The 5,383-nt window shown below is 67.0% G+C and carries 9 protein-coding genes; 8 read left to right on the forward strand and 1 reads right to left on the reverse strand.

From position 1 onward, the window contains the following. From WMJ97_RS14245 to WMJ97_RS14275, 7 genes are all read left to right on the forward strand, one after another. Positions 1-160 (forward strand): DUF933 domain-containing protein (locus WMJ97_RS14245; protein WP_347349677.1); only part of this gene is annotated, 160 nt, incomplete at its 5' end. Positions 161-273: 113 nt separating this feature from the next. Beyond that, a complete protein-coding gene (locus tag WMJ97_RS14250) occupies positions 274-1,518 on the forward strand; it encodes a DUF4143 domain-containing protein (RefSeq protein ID WP_347349669.1) in 1,245 nt (414 codons plus the stop codon). A gap of 66 nt (positions 1,519-1,584) precedes the next feature. Then, the gene (locus tag WMJ97_RS14255) at positions 1,585-1,839 is read left to right on the forward strand and encodes a prevent-host-death protein (protein WP_347349670.1); all 255 of its coding nucleotides are present in this window, start codon (positions 1,585-1,587) and stop codon (positions 1,837-1,839) included. Further along, positions 1,832-2,236 carry a type II toxin-antitoxin system VapC family toxin gene (locus tag WMJ97_RS14260; protein ID WP_347349671.1) on the forward strand — a complete coding sequence of 135 codons (405 nt, stop codon included), beginning with the start codon at positions 1,832-1,834 and terminating at the stop codon, positions 2,234-2,236. The genes WMJ97_RS14255 and WMJ97_RS14260 overlap by 8 nt, the downstream gene beginning before the upstream one ends. Positions 2,237-2,444: 208 nt before the next feature. Continuing rightward, positions 2,445-2,726 (forward strand): type II toxin-antitoxin system RelE/ParE family toxin, encoded by a 282-nt coding sequence (locus WMJ97_RS14265; RefSeq protein ID WP_347349672.1) that lies wholly within the window; start codon positions 2,445-2,447, stop codon positions 2,724-2,726. Between the two features lie 11 nt (positions 2,727-2,737). Continuing rightward, positions 2,738-3,040, forward strand: a complete 303-nt coding sequence (locus WMJ97_RS14270) for a HigA family addiction module antitoxin (RefSeq protein WP_347349673.1) — start codon at positions 2,738-2,740, stop codon at positions 3,038-3,040. Between the two features lie 55 nt (positions 3,041-3,095). Then, positions 3,096-3,482 carry a GNAT family N-acetyltransferase gene (locus WMJ97_RS14275; protein WP_347349674.1) on the forward strand — a complete coding sequence of 129 codons (387 nt, stop codon included), beginning with the start codon at positions 3,096-3,098 and terminating at the stop codon, positions 3,480-3,482. Positions 3,483-3,782: 300 nt separating this feature from the next. Here the strand turns inward: WMJ97_RS14275 and WMJ97_RS14280 are convergent, their stop codons facing one another. Further along, positions 3,783-4,166, reverse strand: a complete 384-nt coding sequence (locus tag WMJ97_RS14280) for a hypothetical protein (RefSeq protein WP_347349675.1) — start codon at positions 4,164-4,166, stop codon at positions 3,783-3,785. A 343-nt stretch (positions 4,167-4,509) separates the two neighbouring features. Between WMJ97_RS14280 and WMJ97_RS14285 the strand changes: the two genes are divergently transcribed. Then, on the forward strand, positions 4,510-5,367 hold the full coding sequence (locus WMJ97_RS14285; protein WP_347349676.1) for an aldo/keto reductase: 858 nt from the start codon (positions 4,510-4,512) through the stop codon (positions 5,365-5,367). The last annotated feature ends 16 nt before the right edge of the window (positions 5,368-5,383 follow it).

Below are 5,383 nucleotides of genomic sequence, written 5' to 3' on the forward strand. Positions count from 1 at the left end.
CTTCCAGAAGGGCTTCATCAAGGCCCAGATCGTGAGCTACGACGACCTCGTCGAGCTGGGCTCCGAGGCGGCCGCCAGGGCCGCGGGCAAACTGAGGCTCGAAGGCAAGGACTACGTGATGGCCGACGGCGACGTGGTCGAATTTCGTTTCAATGTATGATTCTGCTGCGCATCCTGAGGGGGTTGGACGTCTGAGGATGTGGTCGCGTATGGAAGAGTCAGGGGCCCGCATTTGGACTAGTTGAACGTCCGCGCATGGGCTAGTCTGTTCGTGTGGTCTACCTGCGACGGACGCTCGATGCCGAGCTCGACGATCTGATGCCCGCGCTTGCCGCCATCGCGATCGACGGCCCCAAGGGTGTGGGTAAGACCCAGACCGCTGCGCTCAGGGCGGAGGCGATCTGGAGGCTCGACGATGTGGGTCAACGTGCGGCTGTGAGCGCTGACTTCGACCTGTCGACGGCCCCGAGCGGAACGCTGCTCATCGACGAATGGCAGCACCTCCCCCAGGTCTGGGACTCAGTGCGTCGGCAGGTTGACGCAGGAGCGTCCCCGGGGCGATTCCTGTTGACAGGGTCCGCGGCGCCCCGCGACAGGCAGGGGACGCACTCCGGGGCGGGGCGCATCGTGTCGCTGCGCATGCGGCCCATGGCCCTGCATGAACGGGGACTAACCGCTCGTCACGTCTCATTGGCTGGGTTGCTGCGCGGTGAGGCGAAGGTGAGGGGGGATTCGCGCTTCGTCCTGGCCGACTACGTCGCAGCCATCGTCGACAGCGGGTTCCCCGGGATCATGGCCGCCCCGCCGCGCGCGCGTCGCCTCATGCTTGACTCCTACCTGCAGGCGATCATCGACCGCGATCTTCCCGGCGAAGGTTTCGAGGTGCGCCGCCCAGAAACCCTGCGGCGATGGCTTGCTGCCTACGCCGCTGCCTCGTCCACCACGACGTCGTACTCCAAGATCTTGGATGCGACCACGGGTGGCGACGGCACGCAGCCCGCCAAGGAGACGACCGCGGGCTACCGTGACCAACTGACGCGGCTGTGGTTGCTCGATCCCGTCCCGGGGTGGTTGCCGGCCGGGACTCCGCTGAAGCGGCTGCAGCAGGCCCCGAAGCACCAGTTGGCGGACCCGGCCTTGGCGGCGAGGCTTCTGGGTCTGAGTGCTGCGACGCTGGTGGGGACCGGCGCCAGCATGTTGGGGCCACTGTTTGAGTCGCTGGTGGCTCTGGACGTGCGCGTTGCAGCGCAGGCCGCTGATGCTCGCGTGAGCCATCTCCGCCTTCGTGGCGGCGACCGCGAGATCGACCTGATCGTGGAGGGCTCAGGCGGTGAGGTGCTCGCGGTAGAGGTGAAGCTTGCGAGTGCGGTCGAAGACTCCGAGGTAAGGCATCTGCTGTGGTTGCGCGACCAGCTCCCCGGCCGAGTGGTCGACCTTGTGGTCGTCAACACGGGCCCTTCGGCCTATCGACGTCCTGACGGCGTCGCGGTGGTTCCTCTGGCCCTGCTCGGTCCGTGACGAGGTTCGTCACGCAGGTTCAGCGGCTCGATCGAACGCTGTAGCACCGCGTGCTACGGTTGAGGCGTGACGGAGATCATCAGCCAACGAGAGCTGCGCAACGAGAGCGGGCGCATCATGCGCGAGCTGGACGCCGGCCGCTCCTTTATTGTGACGCGCAATGCCGCTCCGGTCGGCGAGCTGCGGCCGCTGCGTCGCCACCGTCTGGTCGACCGCGCGGTCGTCGCGGAGATTTTCCGCAGTGCACCCGCGATCGACCGTCAGCGGTTGGTCGAGGATCTCGACGCCGTGACGGACCAGGGCATCGATCCCCGTGCCTGAGCAGCATGACGCTGGCCTGCTTGACACGTCCGTCGTCATTGACCTGGGCCAGCTCGACGAGGAGAGGCTGCCCGGTCGGGCAGCGATCTGCGCGGTCACCTTGGCGGAGCTCTCCGCCGGGCCAGCGGCGACCGAGGACCCTGCCGAGCGGGCCCGTCGCCAGGATCGCCTGCAGCGGGTGGAGGCCGCGTTTGAGCCCATCGCCTTCGGCACGGAGGCTGCCCGCGCCTACGGGCGTGTCTACGCCGCCGTGGTGGCGTCTGGCCGACAGCCCCGTCGACGCATCGCCGACCTCATGATCGCCTGTGTGGCCCTCGCCGAGGGGTTGCCGCTCTACACGCGCAACCCGGACGACTTCACCGGCCTCGACTCGCTGCTGGAGATCGTCGCCGTCTGAAAAGCGCTGCCCGCCCCGGTGGTGGGGCCAGACTCGTCGGCTGTCGCGCTGCAGTTCTTGGGCGATGGCGAAGCTCGGTGCGTCCATAGGGGACCTGGCAGCCGATCTCGGCGCCGGGCGCTCACTCTGACGCCTTTGGCTACGGAACGCGGTCGGGTCCCGATTTAACGTCTAGCGTTATTGACGCGTCACGTTATAGGATCGTTTGGTGATCAGGTCGTTCGGCGACAAGCGGACGGCCCAGATCTGGGACGAGCAATACGTCAAGTCGGTCGATCGCGCCGTGCAACGCGCGACTCTTCGCAAGCTCGAGATGCTGCACGCCGCCCGGGACGTCGAAGACCTTCGCGTCCCACCGGGCGACCGGTTGGAGCAACTCAAGGGCGATCGGGTGGGCCAGCACAGCATTCGGGTCAACGACCAATGGCGGATCTGCTTCGTCTGGCGCGACGGCGCCGCCGATCGCGTCGAACTGGTCGATTATCACTGAGGGGAGGCGGCATGACGAGCGACGACAAGATCCCGACCATCCACCCCGGGGAGATCCTCATGGAGGACTTCATCGATGGGTTCGGCATCACCCAGAACCGGCTCGCGGTCGCCATCGGCGTCCCTCCGCGCCGCATCAACGAGATCGTGCACCGCAAGCGGGGCATCACGGCCGACACGGCGGTCCGGCTCGCCAAGTACTTCGGGACTTCCGCTGAGTTCTGGATGGGCCTGCAGTCCCATTACGAGATCCGCATCTCTCGCGCCGCGCTCCGCGAGGAACTGGCCGGTCTCCAGCCGCTTCGAACCGCATGAGTGCAGATCCTGTCTGGGTCGCGGGCTCGGACGCCCCGTGCCCCGACGATGTGGCATGGTGCTGGCCACCATCCCCGAATGGTTCGGCCTCGAACACGCCAACGCCGAGTACATCCAAGCATCTCGTGTGAAGGAGACGTGGACAGTGCGCGAAGCCGGGGAGGTCGTGGGTGTGACCCTGGTGGATCGGCACTTCCCACACGTCGCCGAGATCTACCTCACCGTCGTCGAAAAGGCGCTCCACGGCCAGGGCATCGGCACAGCGATGCTCCGCGCCATCGAGGCGGACGCCCGCACTCGGGGGGCCGACTCTACAAGTCAAGACATTGGGGTCCTTCCGACCCTGACCTCGGCTACGCGCTCACTCGGAGGTGCTGTCAGGGGTTCGGCTTCCTTCCCTTGGAGGAAACCGACCTGTGGGGTCCGGACTCGCTGTGCCTGATCATGGTCAAGCCGCTGTGACACGAGAGTCGGCGCTTGGACCTCCGGTCGACGCTTGGCTCCTACGTCGGGGCGAGGAACCTCCCGGCACATGCACTGGCTGAGGAAGATCAAACGGGCATCTGTGCGGTGTGCGGCGGTCCGCCAACGCCGCGTCGGTCCGGCCGGCGGAAGGCCTGGGGTTAGCGCCCGCGTCGGTGTTCGAGGAGTTTGGTGCAGACGAGTGGCTCGGTGTGGCTCGCCTGCCCTCCTTTGCCAAGGCTCCCCACTGCGCTGGGTCGCATCGGCGTGACACGGCGTCCTACCGGTGCGGCAACTCGGTCCAGGTGATTTCGACGTCGGAGGCGACGTCCTCCGCCACGCGACGCAAGGCCTCGGCGTGGGAGGCGATCGAGTCGAAGGCGTCCTCGCCGTGGGACACGATCCACGCGGTGACCTGGTGCTCGTCGACGCAGACGGGTGCCGGGAACTGGCACCCGCCGTCGAGGGCGACGGTGCTGGTGGGGAAGGAGCGGGGGTCGGTCCCGTGCTCCATGGTGGCGAACCACTGCTCGAGCTCCTTGACGAGGGCTGCCGCACGCCCGGGCGCCCCCAGGTCTGCCTGCAGCGTCACGACCGAGCGCTCGTTCCAGTGGCGGGGGCCGATCCGGGCCCAGCCATAGTTCACGTGGTAAGGGGTGGCCATGTCCGCACTCTACGACGTCGCCACGTTCGGCATCGCAGCCCAGGGCCGCCGTTGCCGTTCTCTCAGGCGCGGGCCGCGGACTCGTCGGCTGATGCGACGCTGAAGCGTTCCCCTTGGTGGGCCGGCTTCTCGAAACCGTGGCCCAGGTCATCACGCGCTACTGAAGCCCCTGGCCGGTCATGTGAGACGTCAGCTTATGCTTCGTGTGGAGGCGGGCGATGGGTGTGACCCATGGTGTCTGCTCGCGCGGAGCGGTGACCGTCACCCTCGGCATCCAGCGCTGCGCTTGCTCACCAGCACGCCGAGGCATCCCCGACCCACTCACCACGAATGGAGACAACCCATGAGCATCCTGTCCGAGAAGTACACCCTGGCCAACGGCGTCGAGATCCCCAAACTCGGCCTCGGGACGTGGTTCATCGACGACGACAAGGCGGCTGAGGCCGTGCGCGCCGCCGTGGAGATCGGCTATCGCAACATCGACACCGCGCAGGCCTACGGCAACGAACGTGGGGTGGGGGAGGGCGTCCGGACCGCGAGCGCGCCGCGCGACGAGCTGTTCGTCTCCACCAAGCTGGCGGCCGAGATCAAGGACTACGACCGAGCCGTCGCGTCGATCGAGGGTTCCCTGCAGACGATGGGGCTCGACTACGTCGACCTCATGCTCATCCACGCGCCTCAGCCCTGGAGCGACTTCCGTGGTGGGGACTACGCCGAGGGCAACTTGGCGGCGTGGAGGGCCCTGGAGGAGGCGTACCGGGCGGGCAAGATCCGCGCCATCGGCGTCTCGAACTTCGTGCAGGCCGACCTGGACAACATCATCGAGGGCGGCACGATCGTCCCTCATGTCAACCAGCTGCTCGTCCATGCCGGCAACACGCCCACCGAACTCCTGGACTACTGCACCTCCCACGGAATCCTTGTGCAGGCGTACTCGCCGATCGCCCACGGCGAGATTCTCTCCAACCCGGACGTCGCGGCGATGGCCGAGCGGTACGGCGTCACTGTTCCGCAACTGTGCATCCGCTACACGCTGCAACTCGGCACGGTGTCGCTCCCGAAAACCGGGAATCCTGACCACATGCGTTCCAACGCCGATGTGGACTTCGTGATCGGCGACGGGGACATGACGATCCTGCGGGACCTGCATGCCCGGGAGTACGGCGAGTCGAGCGTCTTCCCCGTCTACAGCGGGAAGTGAGAGGCGGGCGCACACT

Origin of the sequence: Nigerium sp. (assembly GCF_039811905.1) — a bacterium.
Taxonomy (GTDB): Bacteria; Actinomycetota; Actinomycetes; order Propionibacteriales; family Propionibacteriaceae; genus Propioniciclava.